This is a genomic window from Burkholderia sp. THE68 (assembly GCF_009938265.1).
Classification (GTDB): Bacteria; Pseudomonadota; Gammaproteobacteria; order Burkholderiales; family Burkholderiaceae; genus Caballeronia.
On the sequence record NZ_AP022316.1, the window covers coordinates 496,574 to 515,914 of the forward strand.

Sequence of the window (19,341 nt, forward strand, 5' to 3'; positions counted from 1 at the left end):
CTGTAAGGCTTTCGTTATAATCGGCAGGCCTGCGCACGCGCGCGGGCCACGCTCGACGTGTATCCGCACGCGAGCAATCGAGGAGCGCCGATGACGCCGACAGTCCTATCCGCCGCATCCGCCGAAATCGGAGAAAGCCTCGCCGCCGACGCGCCGTTCTTCATCGTGATGAACGCGGGCTCGGGCCGCCAGCAGGCCGACGCGACACGCGAGGTGCTCGAACGCGAACTCGGCGCGGCGGGCCGGCGCTTCGAATTGCGCGTCGTCGACGATCCGCGCCGCCTGGCGAGCGTCGCGCGGGAAACCGCCGCGGCCGCGTGCGCGCAGGACGGCGTGCTCGTCGGTGCGGGCGGCGACGGCACGCTCTGCACCGTCGCGCATGCGGCGTACGATGCCGGCTGCCCGTTCGCGGTGCTGCCGCGCGGCACGTTCAACTACTTCAGCCGCGACCACGGCATTCCCGCCGACCTCGAACAATCGACCAGACTTTTGCTCGACGCGCGCGTCTATCCGGTGCAGGCGGGATTCGTCAACGGCCGCATGTTTCTCGTCAATGCGAGCCTCGGGCTTTATCCCCGGCTGCTCGAAGACCGCGAAATCTACAAGCGGCAATTCGGCCGCAGCCGGCTCGTCGCGCTATGGTCGGCGCTCTTGACGCTGTTGAAGCCGCATCGCCATTTGCGCTTGCATATCGATCACGACGGCAGCACGACGGAAATCCGCTCGTCGACGCTTTTCGTCGGCAACAACCGGCTGCAGATGGAGCAGATCGGCATGCCGGACGAAGCGCAGGCGCTGGAACAGGGTTTGCTCGTCGCGATAGCGCCGCGGCCGGTGGGACGGCTCATGCATCTGTGGCTCTCGCTGCATGGCGCGGCGGGACGGCTGTCGGATTCGGATCACGTCGTGAGTTTCACGTTCGAGCGCATCACGGTGATGCATCCGTCGAAAAAGCGCAGATCGATCAAGATCGCGACGGATGGCGAGATCGCGAAGCTGCGAATGCCGCTGGAATTCCGCGTATCCAACAAGCCGCTTATCCTGCTCAAGCCCGAACCGAAGGTGGCCGAAGCGAATCGCTCATGACCTTGCTGTTGCAGATTTCCGATACGCATTTCGGCACCGAACGACCGCAGGTGGTCGCGGCGTTGTTGCGTCTCGCCGCGGCGCTCACACCCGATCTCGTCGTGCTGTCGGGCGACATCACGCAGCGCGCGCGCAGGCGGCAGTTCGCGGCGGCGCGTGCGTTCGTCGATGCGCTCGGCGCGACGCCGACCCTCGTCGTGCCCGGTAATCACGACATTCCGCTCTTCAATCCGCTCGCGCGGCTCTGCTATCCGTATGCGAATCATCAGCGCGCCTTCGGCGCCGATCTAGAGCCTTCGTTCGAATCGGCGGAATTGCTCGTGCTCGGCGTGAACACGACACGCGCGTACCGGCACAAGGACGGTGAAGTGTCGATGCAGCAGATCCGACGCGTCGCCGCGCGCCTGGAGGCGGCGAGCGCGGCGCAGTTGCGCGTCGTGGTGACGCATCAGCCGGTGGCCGTCACGCGCGCGCAGGACGAGCAGAACCTGCTGCACGGACGCGAGCGCGCGGTGCAGCGCTGGGCGCGCGCGGGCGCAGACCTGATTCTCGGCGGGCATATTCATCTGCCGTACGTGCTGCCGCTGCACGATACCTTCGCGGGTCTTGGCCGCCGCATGTGGGCGGTGCAGGCGGGCACGGCGCTGTCGTGGCGCACGCGCGGCACCATCGACAATTCGGTGAACGTGATCCGCCACGACGGCAGCGGCGGCGGCGCGCGGCAAACGACGGTCGAGCGCTGGGACTATTCGGAGACGAGCGAGGCATTCGAGCAGATCGCGCGCCACGAACTCGCGCTCGACGGCGCGAAGCCCGCGGTCGCCGTCACGCTTCCCGAATGACGAGTTCGGCGAAGCCCGTTCCGGCATCGTGCTCACGCGTGTAACGTTCGCCAGGCAGATTCGCGACCACGAGCTCGACGGTCGTACGCACGATGCAGCCTGGCGTGACGTGGCCGCCGAAGACGCGGCCATCGGCATCGGAGACGCTCATGTGCAGGTGCGGACCTTGCGCGGAGAGCGTGCCGGCGAGCGTGAGGATTTCGAGGTCGCCGCGCAGTTCGGCTGCGTCGTCGCGACCCGCGTAGCGCAACCGGGCGACGCTCAGGCTGCCGATGCCCTGAAGCACGAAAGCCGCCGACAGTCCACGCGCGAGAAACGCGTGGTCGAGCGCGGCGCGCAGGTCATCGCCGGGTGAGAGGCGGAGGGTGATCGCATGCATGAGTGGAAGACTACACGCTCGGAGGCCATGATGGCATGATGGGCGCGATCCGTTGGGCGGGTTCATCTTCCGGAGATGCCATGAGTTTCGAACTGACGATGCTGGCCTGGACGCTCGTGCTGGCGCTGGTGCAAGTGTTGCTCCCCGCAGTAGTGCGCAATCGGGAGGTCGGCCTGAAGTACAACGCCGGACCGCGCGACGGCCCCACGCCGCCGCCGGGAAAGCTGTCCGGCCGTCTGATGCGCGCGCAGGCCAATCTGTTCGAGACGCTGCCGATCTTCGCCATCGCAGTGCTGATCGTGCATGTGGCGGGGCGCGAGAACGCGCTCACGCATTCGGGTGCGCTTACTTATTTCGTTGCGCGCGTCGTCTATGTACCGCTTTATGCGGCGGGCGTGCCGTTCGTGCGCTCGCTGGTGTGGCTGATGTCGGTCGTCGGCATCGTGCAGATTCTCGTTCCCATCATCTGACGAGAGGAGTGAAGGGCAATGACCGATCAAGCTTCGACCATCGAGGTCGACACCGGGCCGAATCCCGAATTCGCCGTAATCCTGATGCACGGCCTCGGCGCCGATGCGAACGACTTCGTGCCGCTCGTGCCTGAACTGCGTATCGCCGATGCGCCCGCCATCCGTTTCGTGTTTCCGAACGCGCCCGAGATCGCCGTCACCGCCAACGGCGGCTATGTGATGCGCGCGTGGTACGACATTTTGTCGTTCGAGGGCATCAACCGGCGCGTGGACGAGGCGGGCATCGTGCAATCGGTGGAACGCGTGCGCGGGTTGATCGCGGAGCAGAACGCGCGGGGTATTCCGAGCGAGCGCATTTTCATTGCGGGATTTTCGCAGGGCGGGGCGATGACGTATCACGCGGGCCTTACGCATCCTGAGAAGCTCGCCGGGTTGATCGTGCTGTCGGGCTACATTCCGTCGGAGGGGCTGATCGATGAATCGCTCTCAGACGCAAATCGCTCGATTTCGATCTTTGCCGCGCATGGCAGTTCTGACGATGTGCTCAATGTGAGTCTTGGCGAGCAGGCTTGCGAGTTCGCGCGCGCGCAGGGGTGTGAGGTGCAGTGGCATGCGTATCCGATGCCGCATTCGGTGTGTATGGAGGAGGTTGAGGCATTGCGGGCTTGGCTGGGGGCGCGGTTGGTTTCTTAGGCTTTCCGCCGGATCTCGATCACGGGATCCGGCAAAACGACTCTCAAACGCCAACGGTTTCGCAAGCGCGACCATCAATCAACGCCAGCATCCCGCGCCGCAACTCCGCCGGGCTGACCGGCTTGGAAAGCACATCCTGCTCACACGCGAGCGGCACGATGCTCGCCGCCGGCTCGCCCGTCACGACGAGACAAGGGCACGGCCGTCCGAGCCTCGCCGCGCCGAGCATCGCGACCTCACGCGCGGTCTTCGCGTCGCGCAGCCGGAAGTCCGTGATGATCAGATCCGGAAAACGCTCGATATCGCCGAGAATCGACTGAAATTCCTCGAAGCTCGCCGCCGAATCGTAAAGCACGCCCCATTGCGACAACAGCGCTTCGGTCGACGCGCGCACGAGGCCATCGTCCTCGACGAGCAACACATAACGCCCCTTGAGCTGCGCCATATCCGCCGCTTCCGAGCGCGCCGGCGCGCGCGCCGACGGCTTGTCGGGCGATGGCCCACACAACGGCATTTCGAGCGAAAAGCGCGAGCCGCGGCCCTCGGTCGATTTCAGCTCGATGCGGTGCTGATCCAGCATCGAGATCACGGCGTTGACGATCGACAGCCCCAGCCCCAGTCCCTTGTCGCGATCCTGCTCGGGATTGTCGACCTGAAAGAACGGCTGGAAGATCGCGTCGAAATAATCGGCCGGAATGCCGATGCCGTTATCCAGCACGTCGATGCGCGCGCGCGTCGCGGAGCGCACCACGCCGACGATCACCGTCGGCTTCGAGGATTTGTTCTGGTCGGCGTACTTGATGCCGTTCGACACGAGATTGGCCACTGCGCGCCCGAGCCAGTGCGAATCGCTGCGCACGCAGACGACATCTTCCTTCGGCAGCCGCAGGCGCAATTCGACGCCACGGCTCATCGCGAACGGCCGCAACTGCTCGGCGGCTTCCTCGACGATCTGCCGCACGTCGAACACGTGATAGCGCGGCACGACGCGCCCCGACTCCAGCCGCGACAGATCGAGCACCGCGTTCAGAAGCCGCGCGAGGATCACGGACGAACGCCCGCATTCGTTGATGAGGCGCTCGGCCTGATCGAACTCGCCGTTGCGGATGGCCTCGGCGGCGGCCTGCAGGAACAGGTTGAGCGCGTGCATCGGCTGGCGCAGGTCGTGTGTCGCGGCGGCGAGGAAGTTGGATTTCTCGCGGCTCGCGGTCTGCGCGGCGATCATCTGCTGTTCGCGCAGCGCGAGCAGCGCGTGAGTCTTGTTTTCCTGATCCTTCTTCGAGACTTCGAGCTCGCGATTCTTGCGGCCGAGCGAGACGTTCGCGGCGCGCAATTCGTCGTTGAGCGACGCAAGCGCGCGCTCCGAGCTGTAACGCTCGCGCGACACGCGCTCGGCGTGCGTGCAGACGCCGTGCCCCACGACCACGACGTTGAACATATAGAACAGCCCGGCGAAGAAGTCCTCGGGATTGAGCAGATGCAGGGTGATCTGCAGCAGGACGATCGACGCCATTGTGATGATGCCGGCGGTCAGCGCGACGCGCGAGCGCAGATAGAAGAAGCTGAACTGGAAGAACAGCGCGAGACAAAGTCCGATGAAATGCTGCGTGTAGTTATAGGGCGCGGGCGTGATCGCGACCATCGTGAGGATCAGGCACAGCAGCCCGTAGATGCCCGTGAGAATGATGCGCTGGGCAGTTGCGTGCGAGCGGAACGACGGCCGCAGCACCAGCACGCCGACGAAGAACAACAGCGCGATGCCCGCAAAGCGCAGCGCGAGGATGTCGGGCAGGCGCGCGGCGAGCGCCTGATTGCCACGCGCGAAGCTGAAGTCCCACCAGAGAAAGCACGTCCAGATGGCGAGCGCGAGCAGCGTCGACGCACGCCGAAACGCGCAGAAGCGCTGGCTGTGGTCGTCGAGAAACTGCGCCTCGAGCGCGGGATCGGAGAACGGCGCCGGAATCGAGAGATTGCGCACCAGGCTCATGCCGGCCTCGCGGGCCGCAGCGAAGAGAATGCCTGGATTGCGCGCGCCGGCGGCGCGCTGGGGGACGGCCATCTTCATGCTCGCTCACGGAATCGGGGTTAACTACTTTAGGCCAATGCGGTCATACAAATACGCCTTTTTTTAGCAATCAGCCGTTATACCCGGAAATTATTGCGTGTTTTTGATGGGTTCGGACGGGATGCGAAGAGGCGGAAGGGAGGCGGAGGAGAACTGGGCCGGGCCGGTGCCGGGCGCCGAACGGCGAGCGTCTGGTTTTCGCTCGCCGATTCGAAGGACAGCCATATCGAATGCCCCCCGCACGATGACGAGGGCGGCTTTTCGGGTTGCTCAGCTTTTCGGTTTGGCCTTGGTGGTGCGCTTCGTGACCTGCATTTCCTTCGCGCCGGTAGCCTTCGCGGGCGACGCCTTGGTGCCGGCCGTTTTCTTGCGGCTCGACATTTCGGTTTCAGCGGGTTGGCTCGCCTGAGCCTTGCGTGGGGATGGCATGCTGACCTCCTTCAGTGTGTGTCCATATCGACACACTGATAACCATAGGATGCGCTCAGCCGGTATTCAAGCGCCGGCGGGACTTGCGCGCAACGCATCGGCCAAAAAACTTCTGAGGACGAAGCATTTCGATGCGATGCGACGTGCACGCGGCGCGCCCGGCGATCAACGGATCAGCTTCAGCCCGGCCGGCAGCGTTTCGCCGAACACGCGGCCGACGTCCGCGCGATCCAGCTCGACGGTCTCGCGGACCATCGCGGTCCACGCGTGCGCCGCGCCCATCGCCTCGAGGCGCTGCACGACGGCGGCGCGCGCCTCGTCGGGCAGGTCGCGGGAACGGTCGCCGGTCATGCGCGCGATCTGCACGGCGGCGAACGCGGCCGGATCGATCTTCTTCCAGTCGAGCGCGAGGATCGCATCGAGCCAGGCGACGGCGACCTCCGGCGGCACGACGCCGTGCGCGCTGCCGTAGAACGGCGCGCGCGCGCCGATGCGGCCGAGCGCCCACCAGCTCTGCACGTTCTCCGAAGGTTTCTTCAGGCGCGTGAGCAACCACTCGCCGACCTCGACTTTGCGTTCGACCGGCACATGCTCGAGCGATGCCGCGAGCCGCACCATGTCCTCGTAACCCGCGCGCGCCGCGCCCGCCGCACGGCGATAGCGGCTCGTGCCGGGCGGCTGGAGCACGAAAGCCATGTCATCGAGAAGCCGCAACTGCGCCGCTTCGGGAAGCCCGCCCGCAGCACGCCGCCAGAGCGTCCACCATTCCGACCAGATCTGGCTCTCGTTGCTGTACTGGATGCCCTGATCGAACAGCGTCCACAACTGCTCGGCACGCCATTCGTCGAGCGGATGGCCGAAGCCCGGCCGCATGCAATAGCCCGCGAGATTGAGCCACAGGCGCTCGTGATCGGCGCTGCGGCGGCGCTTCTTCGCGCGCTCGAACAGCGCGCCGAACAGCTCGCGCAGCAGCGCGATGTCCCAGGTGTCGCGCGCGCCGAGCGTCTGTTCGAGTTGCGCGCGCAGGCGTTTGACTTCCTTCGGGCCGACATCCTGCGCGCGCGAGCCGAAGGTACGGTCGATCAGTTCGATGGCTTTCGGCAGCGCCGGATGAGCTTCGCTCGCGGCGTCGTCGGCCTCGGGCGCTTCCTGACGAAGCTGGAATTCGAGCAGCCAGCGCTTCGCGGGATCGGCGACGGCGATGCAGTGCATCTCCAGCGTGCCGACTTCGGTGAGCGAGGTCGTCAGGTGCACGGGCGTTTCGCGCGCCCGGCCGTGATGCGCGGCGTGTGGATCGACGACCGTCGCGATCGGCGGCAGGCGCACGAAATCGCCCGATCCAGCCGCGAGGTCCGCGAGTTCTCCCGCCTGGTACGCCGTCTCCGCCACCGACGACGCCAAATGAAAGCGCACCGGCGCGCCGAGCGTGAGCGCGAAGGTGCGCTCGGCGAGATGGATGGCCTGACCTTCCTCGGTGCCGCGCGGCAGCACGCACACGCCGCGCGTCGCGCTGGCTTCGTCGTCGAGCAGCAGGAAAAAGCTGCGCGCGGAACCGCCGCCGATCTTCGGCGCATGGCCCGCGCGCGCGAGCGCATAGGCGACCGCGCCGCGCGCGACCGCGACATCGGGATTGCCGTTCGCGAGCACGTTGACAGGCGCGCCGCGCCAGCCGGAAAGCGTATCGGCGATGCGCCGCGCGAGCGGATCGGCGCGGAACACGCCGCCGTTCAGCAGCAGGGTGTCCGGAATGGCGAGGGTGTCGGCGGACGTGTCGAGCGCTTTGCGCGCCTCGCCCGCGTGCTGGCCGAGAAAGGCCGCGATATGGCGCGTGATGGCCGCGTCGCTCGCATACGGCAGCCCGAATTCCACGATGCCCCCACGCGAGCGACCAGGCCGATCGCCCACCGGCACCTTCGGAAAAAAGCCTTCGACGATGATCTGTCCGATCTCGTCACGCGTGACGTCGGTCGAGCGCGCGCCGCCGATGAGCTTCGCGCCCGCGCCGAGCAGCGTGATCGACGTGGACTCGGGCGCGTTCTCGCCGAGCAGCAGTTCCTTCGCGGCGCGGCAGCGCTCGACGAGTTGCGAGAGCCGCGCGGCCGACAGCCGCGCATCGTCGCCTGCGAGGCGCTTCTCGACGAGATGCGCGAGCGCGAGGTCCATGTTGTCGCCGCCGAGCATCAGATGGTTGCCCACGCCGATACGCGTGAGCGCCGGCTCGCCGTTGTGCATCGCGACCTGGATGAGCGTGAGGTCGGTCGTGCCACCGCCGACGTCGACGATCAGCACGAGCCGCGTCGACGCGAGTTCGCCGGCGAGCGTCTCGCGATGATGAAACAGCCAGTCGTAGAACACGGCCTGCGGTTCCTCCAGCAGCCGCAGTTTTTCGAGTCCCGCCATGCGCGCGGCTTCGAGCGTGAGCGCGCGTGCGCCTTCATCGAACGAGGCGGGCACGGTCAGCACCACGTCCTGCGCGTCGAGCGGCGCGTCCGGAAAGCGCTCGTTCCACGCCGCGTGCACGTGCGCCAGATAGCTCGCGCTGGCGATCACGGGCGAGATTTTTTCGACGTCGTCGCCCGCGCCCCACGGGAGAATCGGCGCGAGGCGATCCACCGCCGCATGCGACAGCCAGCTTTTCGCGCTCGACACGAGCCGACCGGGCACCTGCGCGCCGAGCTTGCGCGCGAAGGCACCGATGACGGCGGGCGCTTCCATCTCGCCCCACGGCAGTTGCAGATCGTCGGACTTGAGTTCGCCCGGCGCGAAGTGGTAGCGCAGCGACGGCAACAGCGCAAGCGCTGCGACTTCGCCCGCGCCGGCCAGCTGCTCGATCTCGAACACGCGGATATCGTTCGAGCCGGCCTCCGCATACGCGACGACGGTATTGCTCGTCCCCAGATCGATGCCGACGCTGTACCGCGCGCCCACCGCCTTGTGCTTGCGCGTGGACACTTACAGGCCCATGCCCTGATCCGCGCTGACACCGCCGCGCACGTCGAACTCCACTTTCCAGCGCTCGGACGAGCCGCGCGGAATCGCCTCCAGTTCGAGCGTGCCCGCTTCCGTCACGCGCGCATGCAGCTTGACGGGCACGACTTCGCCGGGCGTGCGGCCTTCGGGCGGCAGTGAAGCCTCGATTTCTTCGAGCTCCTGCAATTCGTCCGGCTGCCAGTAATCGAGCAGGGTGCCGACCTGATCCTGACGACGCACCGACGAACCGAAGAAGCGGAAATGCACCGGCTCGCCGACGACCAGCCCGAATTCCTGCGCGGGCAATGCGGCGTCGGTGCCTTCCTCCATGCCGAACGGCGCGACGCACAGCGCCTGCACCGGCGGCTCCAGTCCGGGCACGGCGGGCATCGCCGATTCGACCGCGACGTAGTACGCGCGCGCTGTGCCGCCACGGATCCGCACGCCCTTGCCGTGGCGCACATAGCCGTAATAGGCCGCGCCGCGCGCAACGGCCAGATCGAGGTCCGCGCCTTCGAGCAGGCGCGCGGCGGGCGCGCTCTCGGCGGCGAGCCAGGCGTTCAGCGTCGACATCACGCGTTCGACCAGCAGCGGCGACTTGAACACGCCGCCATTGAAGAGCACGACGGTCGGATGCAGCAGCGTCGCGCCTTGCGGCGCCTGATGCTGAAGGCCTTCGACCTCCGCGAGCGCATTGACCTGACGGCCGAGGAACGCGGCGAGATGGCGCGTGACGGCGGCGTCCTGCGCATAGGGCAGGCCGAGTTGCGTGAGACCGACGCGCGCGCGCGAAACCGGCCGCGCCGCTGCATCGACTTGCGGGAAAAAGCCTTCGAGCAGGATCTGAGTGAGTTCGGCGCGCGTGAGTTCGGTGCGCAGCGACCCGCCGATCAGCTTCGAGCCGCGGCTCGGCACGACGAGCGGCACGGTATCGACCGAGGGATCCGAGAGCAGCGTTTCCTTCGCCGCGCGGCACGCGTAGGTCAGCGCGCGCAACTGCCACGGATCGGGCTGCGTGCCTTGTGCCGCGAGCTTGCGCGCGACGGTATGCGCAAGCGCTAGGTCCATGTTGTCGCCGCCGAGCAGGATATGCTCGCCGACCGCCACGCGATGCAGTTCCAGATTCCCCTCGCGTTCGACGACCGCGATCAGCGACAGGTCGGTGGTACCGCCGCCGACATCGACGACGAGAATCACATCGCTCACCTTGACCTGCTTGCGCCAGCCGCCGCTCGACTTCTGGATCCAGCTATAGAGCGCGGCTTGCGGCTCTTCGAGCAGCGTCATGCGCGTGTAGCCGGCGGCCGCGGCGGCTTCGGCGGTGAGTTCGCGGGCGGCGGGATCGAAGGAAGCGGGAATCGTCACGGTGACGTCCTGCTGATCGAACGGCGCATCCGGATGCGCGTGATTCCACGCCTCGCGCAAGTGCGTCAGATAGCGCACCGAGCTTTCCAGCGGCGACACGCGCTCGACTTCCTCGGGCGCATCGGAGGGCAGGATCGCCGCGCGGCGATCGACGCCCGGATGACACAGCCAGCTTTTCGCGCTGGACACGAGGCGGATCGGCGTGCCCGCGCCGCGGCTTCTCGCCAGTTCACCGACGATAAATTTGCGCTCCTGCGTCCACGGCAGCGTGAGATCGCCGGGCGCGAGTTCGTTTTCGTGCGGCAGATAGAGAAACGAAGGCAGCAGTTCGCGCTCTTCGGCGGCGCCGGGCGCGGTCAGTTGCGCGACCGGCAGCACGCCTTGCACGGTCTTTTCGCCGTCGCTCGCGCTCATGTCGACGTAGGAGAGCGCGCAATGCGTCGTGCCGAGATCGACCCCGATCGAATAGCGCGCGCGGTTTTCGTTGCTGTTGATGTCGCTCACAGTTCCACCTCCGCCGGCGCGACGATGCTCGCATCATGGGACGGCGCGAGCTTCGGCAGGCGCGTGTCCTCGACCTTCCAGCCGCGATGGCTGATGCTGCCGTTGAAAGGCGGCTTGCCGACGACATTGCCCGTCAGGCGCACCGCAGCGGCGTCGAAGCCTTCCTGCAGCGTGATGCGGCTGCCTTCGGCTTCCGTGCGCACCGGCTTGATGGAGAAATGCTCGCGCAGCACGGCGCGACAGCCGTCGTGCACGAGACGCGCGGCCGCGCCGATATCGGCATCACTGTATTTGGCGATGTCCTCTTCGACGAAATCGATGAAACGCGCATCGCGCTGCAGAAGGCCGAGCAGTTGCAGCGCGGCGATGGGACTGGCTTCCTTCAGCACGGACGGCGCGGGCTGAACGGGCTGAACGGGCTGAACCGGTTGAACGGGTGCGGCGGCGGGCCTGGGCGCTTCCGTCGCGAAATCGGGCGCTTCGGGCGCTTCGCGCAGGCGCTGCACGCGGCCCGCGAACGCTGCATTGCCCAGAATGCCGAAGAAGGCGCCGAAGGCAATGCCTATCCTGCCGAAAAAGCCTGGATTCATGTCGGTCATGTGATGCTCCTGTAGGCCGCGCGAGGACGACCCCATCCTCGGGCGGCGCGGGTGGCCGGTGTTCGGTGCCGTGTCGGCGGGTGTGATGCCGGGATTCGTCTGTTCATGCGGATCTCGGGCGCGCCGAAAGGCATGAAAGATCAAAAGGACGCTAGCGGCCTTTATACCGCATCCCGATATTTTCCATGATGTCGCGCCCTGGCCGGAAAAAAGCGCGGCCGGGGCGCGCGGCGGGCGGGCCTCATTCTCGCGATTTGCGCCATCAAGTCAAGGCGCGGCGGGCCTTCGGGCGTGATTCAGGCCTTGTAGCCGATCTTGCGCAGCAGGTCGTGGCGCCACTTCACGTCCTCGGCCGTTTCGACGCCGAGCGGCGGCAGGCCATCCACCACGCCGACGATCCCGCGCCCCTGATCCGTCTGCGCGACGAGCACCTGGGTCGGATTGGCGGTCGCGCAGAAGATGCGGCAGACCTCCGGCACGGCCTTGACGGTATTGAGCACGTTCACGGGAAAGAAGCCATCGCCGAGCACGATGATGAAGCTGTGCCCCGCGCCGATGTTCTGCGCATTGCGCGCGGCCAGCTCGACGAGCCCGTCCTCCGTGCCCGAGGTGCGCACGAGCCGCTTGCCCGACGCCTCGCAGAACGCGAGCCCGAAGCGGATGCCCGGCACCGCGCCGACGAGCGCCTCGTGCAGATCCTCGACCGTCTTGATGAAATGCGACTGGCCGAGGATGAAGTTGGTGTCCTCGGGCTTGTCGATGGCGATGGCGAGCAGTTCCATGGTGGATCTCCGGTGCGCCCTGGAGATTTCATGGTAGGCGCTTTTCTACGCGCGCATGTCGAACCCCGCGAGATACCTCGCCCCATCGGCGCCATCCCACACGCGGCCGTCGCAGAAAGTCGCGGCGGCCCGTTCGTCCGGCAGCGCGACGCCCGCCGCCCGCGCCGCCTCGCGATAAAGCGCGGTCTGGTTGACGCTCGCCGCAATCGCCGCATCGTCGATATCGGCATCGAGCATGCCCCAGCGCCGATACTGCGTGATGAACCACAGCCCGTCCGACACGCGCGGATAGTTGACCGCGCCGCCATCGAAGAAGCGCACCGGCAATGCACGCGCATCGCCGCCGTTCGCTGCGACGAGGCGCGGCTCGATCAGCCCGCGCGGCACGCCGAGCAGTTCCGGCGCGGCCAATGCCTCCGCGATTTCCGCACGATGCGCGCTCGCATCGAGCCATGCGCACGCGTCGAGCATCGTCTGCACGAGCGCGCGCGCCGTGTTCGGATAGAGCGCCGCGAAATCGCGCCGGCACGCGAGCACCTTCTCCGGATGATCCGGCCAGATCTCGCTCGTATAGGCGACCGTCCTGCCCGCACCGCGCGCTTCAGCCACCGCGTGCCACGGCTCGCCCGCGCAGAAGCCGTCGAGCGCGCCTTCGACGAGCGCATCGGCCATGCGCGGCGGCGGAATCACGATGCTCTGCACGTCGCGCAACGGATGCACGCCATGCGCCGCGAGCCAGTAGTACAGCCACATCGCGTGCGTGCCGGTCGGAAAGGTCTGCGCGATGACAGGCGGCCGCCCGAGCGAACGCAGCGCCTCCTTCACGCTCACGCCTCGTTCGACCGCATCGGCGAGCGGACGCGACAGCGTGATCGCCTGGCCGTTGCGGTTCAGCACCATCAGCACGCCCATATCCGCCTGCGGCCCGCCGATGCCGAGTTGCACGCCATACACGAGCCCATAGAGCGCGTGCGCGGCGTCGATTTCGCCGGACAGCAGCTTGTCGCGCACGGCCGCCCACGACGGCTGTCGACACAATTCGATAGTGATGCCGTGGCGTGCGCCGAGATTGCGCAGCGCGGCGACGGCGAGCGGCGCGGCATCGGACAGGGCGACGAAGCCGAGCCGCAGATGCGTGCGCTCGGGTGCGGGAAGAGTCGTGTCTGGGGAGTTCATGAGTATCGTGGCGCTAGAACAGATCGGACAGCGCGAGCAGTTGACGCGCGATCTCCGCGACCTTCACGCCCTGATCCATCGCGCGCTTGCGAAGCGCAGCATAGGCTTCGTTTTCGGACATGCCGCGCTTGTCCATCAACAGGCGTTTCGCGCGGTCGATGACCTTGCGCTGCTCCAGCTCATCCTCGACTTTCGCGAGACGCTGACGCAACTGCGCTTCATGCGCGAAACGCGCGAGCGCGACGTCGATGATCGGCGCGAGACGCGCCGGCGCGAGCCCTTCGACGGAATACGCGGTCACGCCCGCGCCCACCGCCGCGCGAATGAACTGCTGGTCGGCGTCGTTGCTGAACATCAGCACGGGACGCGGCGCGGCCTTGTTCATCACGGCGAGTTGTTCGAGCGTATCGCGCGAGGGCGATTCGGTATCGATGATGACGACATCGGGTTTCTGGCTCTCGACCGCCGCGTGCAACGCCGAAGGCGCGGCCACTTCAGCGAGCATTTCATAGCCCATGCGCGCGAGTTGCTCGCGCAAATCGCCGATGGGCTTGTCGGTGTCGGTAACGAGGAGAACGCGCAGCATGCGGGCAGCGGAAGAGGTCATGCGAAGAACGGCACAAGCGGCGGATACGACTTTAACGACTTTAGCGCGCCGCCTGCCGTTTGAGAACCTGCTTCACGCGGCATGGGCCAGACCTTCGGCGCTTGCTGCGCGCGCCGTGAACTCGGCCGCTTCGCCGATCGCGCCGCCGATGAGAATCACCGCCGGACTGCCGAGACCCGCCGCGATAGCTTCTTCGGCGAGCCTGTCGAGCGTCGTGACGAGGCGCTTTTCCTGCGACGATCCCGCGTTCTGCACGACGGCCGCGGGCGTGCTCGCGGGCAACGCTTCGAGCAGCGCCGCCGTGAGACTCGCGATGCGGCTCATGCCCATATAGATCGCGAGCGTGGTTCCCGTGGCGGCGAGCGCGGCCCAATCCGGCTGACTGTGATCCTGCATGTGCGCGGTGACGAAGGTCACGCCCTGGCAATGATCGCGATGCGTGAGCGAGATGCCGAGTCCGGCCGCCGCCGCGAATCCCGACGACACGCCATTGATGATGTCGACCGTAATATGCGCTTCACGCAATGCGGCGATCTCTTCGCCCGCGCGGCCGAACAGCAGCGCATCGCCGCCCTTCACGCGCACGACGTGCAGTCCCTTCTTCGCATAACGCTGCATGAGGCGCTGAATGAACGCCTGCGGCGTCGACTTGCAGCCGCCGCGCTTGCCGACGCGGATCACGCGCGCATGCGGCGCAAGCGTGACGATCCCGGCGTTGGCGAGATCGTCGACGAGCAGGATGTCGGCGGCGGCGAGCGCCTTCGCGGCGCGCAGGGTCAGCAGATCCAGATCGCCGGGACCAGCGCTCAACAGGGTGACTTTGCCTTTGATGGTGCTCATCGTTGCTTCCTGAGTCCGTGCGTACTTGCGTATGTGAGGCGCATCGGCGCGGCAAACGCCGATAGCGTCCGCTCGTGTCGTTGCACGATGGGGACGCCTTTGTCCTTGCTCTTCTGAATGGATGTGCCGTGAACGCCGTTGCCCGCAGCGCTTGCATCAATGCAATAAGCGGGCCATTGCGATGGAACGAGGCTGCGACGCGATTCATCGCACTGTCGTTGTGCGCGGGGCGCACACGCGGCACCGCTTCGGCGCGCATGTGCTTCCTTCGAGTGAACGCACTGGCTAACCGGATGGTACAAAAATAAATCATCCGGCCCGCATTGAATGTCGATGCACGCTCGCACGGCATCAGTGCTGCGTCGCACCATCCCTGTGCCCGTCTGCATCGAAACGCGCCGCCGCATGACTGTGCGCGCGCGTTGCACGCATTCCGTCGAGCCTTTGCCAGCATGCCTTTTCCGGCCGAACCATCACGCATGGCATAGCCCTTGCCTTATGGCTTGCCATCGGATCAACGGCGATCCGTCCTGAATACAGCGCCCGGCAGGTTGCAGCCATGCGGGCATCGGACAACGGCGTCCCCCGCATTCGGCCAACCGGTCGAATGCGCGGGACGCCTTTCTTTTTGGCGGAAAGACGATGGACAAAGCCACCCGGATCGATCTCTTCAGCATGCGCAGCGCGCCGATGCGCGCCTTCCATCTCACGTGGATGGCGTTCTTCGTGTGCTTCTTCGCGTGGTTCGCCTGCGCGCCGCTGATGCCGCTCATCAAGCGCGAATACGGACTCACGGCGGATCAGGTCGCCAACATCAACATCGCCGCCGTGGCCGTGACGATTCTCGTGCGTCTGGTCGTCGGTCCGATGTGCGATCGCTTCGGCCCGCGCAAGGTGTATAGCGCGCTGCTGCTCGCGGGCGCCGTGCCGGTGCTCGGCGCGGCGCTGTCGACGGGCTACGACAGCTTCCTGTGGTGCCGCCTCGCGATCGGCGCGATCGGCGCGAGCTTCGTCATCACGCAGTACCACACCTCGGTGATGTTCGCGCCGAACGTCGTCGGCACCGCGAATGCGACGACGGCCGGCTGGGGCAATGCGGGCGCGGGCGCGGCGCAGGCGATCATTCCGCTGCTGGTCGCGGCGGCGATCGCGCTCGGCGCAGGCGAGGCATCGGCATGGCGCGTCGCGCTGATCGTGCCGGGCCTCGCGATGCCGGTGATGGCCTTCTTCTACTGGCGCTACACGCAGGACTGCCCGCAAGGCGACTTCGCGACGCTGCGCCGCGCCGGCATCGCGATCGACGGCGGCAAGAAGGGCGGCTGGCAGAGCTTCGTGACCGCGTGCTCGAACTATCGCGTGTGGATGCTGTTCGTGACGTATGGCGCGTGCTTCGGCGTGGAAGTGTTCATCCACAACATGGCGGCGATCTATTACGTCGATCACTTCAGTCTCACGCTCGGTCAGGCGGGCATGGCGGCGGGCAGCTTCGGCCTGCTCGCGCTGTTCGCCCGCGCGCTCGGCGGCTGGCTCTCCGACAAAGCCGCCGCGAAGAAGGGCCTCGATGTCCGCGCGACGCTGCTGTTCGCGCTGATCGCGGGCGAAGGCATCGGCCTCTATGCGTTCGCGCATGCGCCGAGCGTCGTGCTCGCCATCGTTTCGATGCTCGTCTTCGGTCTCTTCACGCACATGGCGTGCGGCGCGACCTACGCGCTCGTGCCGTTCATCGACCGCAAGGCGCTCGGCGGCGTCGCCGGTGTGATCGGCGCGGGCGGCAACGTCGGCGCGGTCGCGGCGGGTTTCCTGATGAAGGGTCTCGGCAACGCGCAGGCGACGCTCTCGATGCTCGGCGTGGTCGTCGCGGGCACGGCGCTGTGCGCGCTCGCGGTGCGCTTCTCGCCCGAACACAAGGCACGCGAAGCCGCGCTGCGCGAAAGCGCGCTCGCAGCCAACAACGTCGTTGCAAACTAAAAAGGTCCCTGACATGAAAATCGTCGTCATCGGCCACGGCATGGTCGGCCACAAGTTCCTCGAATGTCTCGCCGAGCGTGGCCATTCAACGCTCGAAGTGACGGTGCTGTGCGAAGAACCGCGCGCCGCATACGACCGCGTGCATCTGACCGAATTCTTCAGCGGCAAGAGCGCGAATGATCTTTCGCTCGTCGAAGCGGGATTCTTCGAGCGTTCGGGCTATGCGCTGAAGCTGAACGCGCGCGCGGTGGCGATCGATCGCACGGCGCGCACGGTGAGCGCATCGAACGGCGATGTGCTCGCGTACGACAGGCTCGTGCTCGCGACCGGTTCATACCCGTTCGTGCCGCCGGTCGAGGGCCGGGATCGCGACGGCTGCTTCGTGTACCGCACGATCGAAGATCTCGAAGCGATGCAGTCGTTCGGCGCGCGAGCGAAGACGGGCACGGTGGTCGGCGGCGGTCTGCTCGGTCTCGAAGCGGCGAAGGCGCTGCGCGATCTCGGCCTCGAAACGCATGTGGTGGAGTTCGCGCCTCGCCTGATGGCCGTGCAGGTCGATGACGGCGGCGGGCGCGTGCTGCGCGGCAAGATCGAGGAACTCGGCGTCACGGTGCACACGGGCAAGAACACGCTTGCGATCGTCGAGGGCGAAGGCACGGTCAACCGCATGAATTTCGCCGATGACACGCATCTCGACACCGACATGATCGTGTTCTCCGCGGGCATCCGTCCGCGCGACGACATCGCGCGTGCTGCGGGGCTCGAGATCGGCGCGCGCGGCGGCATCGTGATCGACGACACCTGCCGCACGAGCGATGCCGATATCTTCGCGATCGGCGAATGCGCGTTGTGGAAGGGCCAGTTGTTCGGTCTCGTCGCGCCGGGTTACGACATGGCGCGCATCGTCGCGAAGCAGATCATCGGCGAGGAAGCCGCGTTCGCGGGCGCCGACATGAGCACGAAGCTCAAGCTGATGGGCGTCGATGTCGCGAGTATCGGCGACGCGCACGGCAAGACGCCGGGCAGCCGCACGTATCAGTACAGCGACGAGCGCAAGCAGGTCTACAAGAAGATCGTCGTGTCCGATTGCGGCAAGTTTCTGCTGGGCAGCGTCATGGTCGGCGATGCGACCGAATACGGCACGCTCCTGCAGATGATGCTCAACAAGATCGAGTTGCCCGAAGCGCCCGAGTTTCTGATCCTGCCTTCTAGCGATGGCAAGGCCAAACCCGCGCTCGGCGTCGAGGCCCTGCCCGATGGCGCGCAGATCTGCTCATGCAACAACGTGAGCAAGGCGGAAATCTGCGCGGCCGTGTGCGCGGGCGCGACGAGCATCGGCGCGATCAAGTTGTCGTGCAAGGCGGGCGCGTCGTGTGGCGGCTGCGTGCCGCTCGTCACGCAGGTAATGAAGTCGGAGATGAAGCGGCAAGGTCTCGCGGTCAACAATCATCTGTGCGAGCACTTCCCGTATTCGCGTCAGGAGTTGTATCACATCGCGCGTGTGGAAGGGCATCGCACGTTCGGGACGCTGCTCGCGAAGCATGGCAAGGGACGCGGCTGCGATATCTGCAAGCCCGCGGTCGCGAGCATTCTCGCTTCGTGCTGGAACGAGTTCGTGTTGAAGAAGGAGCACGCGAGCCTGCAGGACTCGAACGATTACTACCTCGCGAACATTCAGCGCGACGGCACGTATAGCGTCGTGCCGCGCATGCCGGGCGGCGAAGTCACGCCCGATGGTTTGATCGCGGTCGGTCAGGTCGCGAAGAAGTACGGCCTCTATACGAAGATCACCGGCGGCCAGCGTGTCGACATGTTCGGCGCGCGCGTCGAGCAATTGCCGTTCATCTGGGAAGAGCTCATCGCGGCGGGCTTCGAATCGGGTCATGCGTATGGCAAGGCGCTGCGCACGGTCAAATCGTGCGTCGGTTCTACGTGGTGCCGCTATGGCGTCGGCGATTCGGTCGGTCTCGCGATCGAACTGGAGAACCGTTACAAGGGCCTGCGCACGCCGCACAAGATCAAGTTCGGCGTATCGGGCTGCACGCGTGAATGCGCCGAAGCGCAAGGCAAGGACGTCGGCGTGATCGCGACGGAGAAGGGCTGGAACCTCTACGTGTGCGGCAACGGCGGCATGAAGCCGCGACACGCCGAACTCATCGCATCCGATCTCGATCACGACACGCTGGTGCGCTATATCGACCGCTTTCTGATGTTCTATGTGCGCACGGCCGATCGCCTGCAACGCACGAGCGTGTGGCGCGACAACCTCGAAGGCGGCCTCGATTATCTGATCGACGTGGTCATCAACGACAAGCTCGATATCGCCTTCGAACTCGAAGCGGAAATGCAGCTCGTCGTCGATACCTACGAAGACGAATGGAAGAAGGCCGTCACCGATCCGCACACGCGCAAGCGCTTCCGTCACTTCGTCAACAGCGATGCGGGCGATGCGAACGTGACCTTCGTCGAGGAGCGCGGTCAGATCCGTCCCGCGACGGTCGAAGAACGCAAGTCGAAGCTCGCTGACATTCCCGTCATAGTCGAAACCGTCTGAACCCTGGAGAAA

At 66.2% G+C, this 19,341-nt stretch carries 16 protein-coding genes; 6 read left to right on the top strand and 10 right to left on the bottom strand.

All coding sequences use genetic code 11. The features are described from left to right. Window positions 1-90: 90 nt before the first annotated feature. Window positions 91-1,086 carry a diacylglycerol/lipid kinase family protein gene (locus tag BTHE68_RS15810; RefSeq protein ID WP_162067278.1) on the top strand — a complete coding sequence of 332 codons (996 nt, stop codon included), beginning with the start codon at window positions 91-93 and terminating at the stop codon, window positions 1,084-1,086. Continuing rightward, complete coding sequence (locus BTHE68_RS15815; RefSeq protein WP_162067279.1) at window positions 1,083-1,928, top strand: metallophosphoesterase family protein; 846 nt, start codon at window positions 1,083-1,085, stop codon at window positions 1,926-1,928. The genes BTHE68_RS15810 and BTHE68_RS15815 overlap by 4 nt, the downstream gene beginning before the upstream one ends. Here BTHE68_RS15815 and BTHE68_RS15820 read toward each other — a convergent pair. Continuing rightward, the gene (locus BTHE68_RS15820; RefSeq protein ID WP_162067280.1) at window positions 1,912-2,307 is read right to left on the bottom strand and encodes a PPC domain-containing DNA-binding protein; all 396 of its coding nucleotides are present in this window, start codon (window positions 2,305-2,307) and stop codon (window positions 1,912-1,914) included. The genes BTHE68_RS15815 and BTHE68_RS15820 overlap by 17 nt on opposite strands. A gap of 80 nt (window positions 2,308-2,387) precedes the next feature. Between BTHE68_RS15820 and BTHE68_RS15825 the strand changes: the two genes are divergently transcribed. Continuing rightward, complete coding sequence (locus tag BTHE68_RS15825; RefSeq protein ID WP_162067281.1) at window positions 2,388-2,777, top strand: MAPEG family protein; 390 nt, start codon at window positions 2,388-2,390, stop codon at window positions 2,775-2,777. Window positions 2,778-2,795: 18 nt separating this feature from the next. Next, window positions 2,796-3,470 (top strand): alpha/beta hydrolase, encoded by a 675-nt coding sequence (locus BTHE68_RS15830; protein ID WP_162067282.1) that lies wholly within the window; start codon window positions 2,796-2,798, stop codon window positions 3,468-3,470. A 43-nt stretch (window positions 3,471-3,513) separates the two neighbouring features. Here BTHE68_RS15830 and BTHE68_RS15835 read toward each other — a convergent pair whose 3' ends face one another. The 9 genes from BTHE68_RS15835 to cobA form a co-directional block, all read right to left on the bottom strand. Next, window positions 3,514-5,529: a hybrid sensor histidine kinase/response regulator gene (locus BTHE68_RS15835; RefSeq protein ID WP_162067283.1), complete on the bottom strand. Its 2,016-nt coding sequence runs from the start codon at window positions 5,527-5,529 to the stop codon at window positions 3,514-3,516. Window positions 5,530-5,805: 276 nt separating this feature from the next. Continuing rightward, a complete protein-coding gene (locus BTHE68_RS15840; RefSeq protein ID WP_157695757.1) occupies window positions 5,806-5,964 on the bottom strand; it encodes a hypothetical protein in 159 nt (52 codons plus the stop codon). Window positions 5,965-6,129: 165 nt separating this feature from the next. After that, the gene (locus BTHE68_RS15845) at window positions 6,130-8,916 is read right to left on the bottom strand and encodes an Hsp70 family protein (RefSeq protein WP_162067284.1); all 2,787 of its coding nucleotides are present in this window, start codon (window positions 8,914-8,916) and stop codon (window positions 6,130-6,132) included. Further along, on the bottom strand, window positions 8,917-10,803 hold the full coding sequence (locus BTHE68_RS15850) for an Hsp70 family protein (protein WP_174258052.1): 1,887 nt from the start codon (window positions 10,801-10,803) through the stop codon (window positions 8,917-8,919). Continuing rightward, window positions 10,800-11,402 (bottom strand): DUF2760 domain-containing protein, encoded by a 603-nt coding sequence (locus tag BTHE68_RS15855; protein ID WP_162067285.1) that lies wholly within the window; start codon window positions 11,400-11,402, stop codon window positions 10,800-10,802. Before BTHE68_RS15855 ends, BTHE68_RS15850 begins: the two co-directional genes overlap by 4 nt. Before the next feature lie 296 nt (window positions 11,403-11,698). Continuing rightward, window positions 11,699-12,184 (bottom strand): adenosine-specific kinase, encoded by a 486-nt coding sequence (locus BTHE68_RS15860; protein ID WP_162067286.1) that lies wholly within the window; start codon window positions 12,182-12,184, stop codon window positions 11,699-11,701. A 45-nt stretch (window positions 12,185-12,229) separates the two neighbouring features. Beyond that, window positions 12,230-13,360, bottom strand: a complete 1,131-nt coding sequence (locus BTHE68_RS15865) for a CmpA/NrtA family ABC transporter substrate-binding protein (RefSeq protein WP_162067287.1) — start codon at window positions 13,358-13,360, stop codon at window positions 12,230-12,232. A 13-nt stretch (window positions 13,361-13,373) separates the two neighbouring features. Beyond that, window positions 13,374-13,946 (bottom strand): ANTAR domain-containing response regulator, encoded by a 573-nt coding sequence (locus BTHE68_RS15870; protein WP_162067288.1) that lies wholly within the window; start codon window positions 13,944-13,946, stop codon window positions 13,374-13,376. 93 nt (window positions 13,947-14,039) lie between these two features. After that, entirely contained in the window at window positions 14,040-14,807 is a 768-nt protein-coding gene (gene cobA / locus BTHE68_RS15875; protein ID WP_162067289.1) for a uroporphyrinogen-III C-methyltransferase, read from the bottom strand. 642 nt (window positions 14,808-15,449) lie between these two features. Here cobA and BTHE68_RS15880 point away from each other — a divergent pair. Next, window positions 15,450-16,775 (top strand): MFS transporter, encoded by a 1,326-nt coding sequence (locus BTHE68_RS15880; RefSeq protein ID WP_162067290.1) that lies wholly within the window; start codon window positions 15,450-15,452, stop codon window positions 16,773-16,775. Window positions 16,776-16,788: 13 nt separating this feature from the next. Then, window positions 16,789-19,329, top strand: a complete 2,541-nt coding sequence (gene nirB / locus BTHE68_RS15885; RefSeq protein WP_162067291.1) for a nitrite reductase large subunit NirB — start codon at window positions 16,789-16,791, stop codon at window positions 19,327-19,329. Window positions 19,330-19,341 lie beyond the last annotated feature (12 nt).